The organism is Micromonospora sp. D75, assembly GCF_018070405.1.
GTDB lineage: Bacteria > Actinomycetota > Actinomycetes > Mycobacteriales > Micromonosporaceae > Micromonospora > Micromonospora chalcea.
This window is the reverse complement of sequence record NZ_JAGPXV010001092.1, coordinates 1-831: the sequence shown is the minus strand read 5'-3', so window position 1 is coordinate 831 and position 831 is coordinate 1. Positions and strand designations below refer to the sequence as shown.

At 74.0% G+C, this 831-nt stretch carries 1 protein-coding gene and 1 pseudogene; both read right to left on the bottom strand.

Annotated elements, in window-relative coordinates:
* Positions 1 to 151: pseudogene (locus KBX39_RS32225) on the bottom strand (tryptophan--tRNA ligase); the annotation flags it as partial.
* A gap of 33 nt (positions 152 to 184) precedes the next feature.
* A partial coding sequence (locus tag KBX39_RS32220; RefSeq protein ID WP_210874207.1) for a transporter associated domain-containing protein occupies positions 185 to 831 on the bottom strand: 647 nt, incomplete at its 5' end.

The window sequence follows — 831 nt, the reverse complement described above, 5'->3', positions numbered from 1 at the left end:
CGTGCAGGTCGACCACGCAGTAGTAGGCGTCGTGGCTGTCCTGCAACGCCACCCAGTGCCGCAGCGCGCCCAGGTAGTTGCCGAGGTGGAACGAGTCGGCCGTCGGCTGGATGCCGGAGAAGACGCGCGGGCGGGCGGGTACGTCGGACATGGCGGCAATTCTGTCAGCAAGCCCCGGCGTCCGTCATGACGGGCCGGTGGATCGGGCGGGTACGGGCGGAAGCGGACCGTTCACCTCACGCCGGGGCTCGGGCAGCCGCGCGGCGGAGACCGCCAGGCGGGACACCCGCCGGCCGTCGAGCGCCAGCACCCGCAGCAGCCAGCCGGCCGGATCGGCGGGGACCGATCCGCCGTCCGGGTCGAGCGCCACCGGCACCTCGTCCCCGGCCACCGGCAGCCGGCCCAGCGCGGCCATCACGAACCCGCCCACCGTCTCGTACGGGCCGGCGGGCAGCGGCACCCCGGTACGTTCGGCGAAGTCGGTCAGGTTGAGCCGGCCGTCCACGACGGCGGGCAGCCCGGTGGATTCCGGTTCGGGCGGGCCGTGCTCCTCGTCGCGGATCTCCCCGACCAGTTCCTCGACCAGGTCCTCGCAGGTGACGATGCCGGCGGTGCCGCCGTACTCGTCGATGACCACGGCCAGGTGGTGGCCCTCCCGGCGCATCTCGGTCAGCGCCGCGAGCACGCGCTTGCTGTCCGGCAGGCGTTTCACCTCGCGGGTCAGCTCGCCGACCACCAGCGGCCGGTCGGGTTCCGGGCGCAGCAGCACGTCCCGCAGGTGCACCATGCCGACCACGTCGTCGTGGGTGCCGTCGACCACCGGGTAGCGGG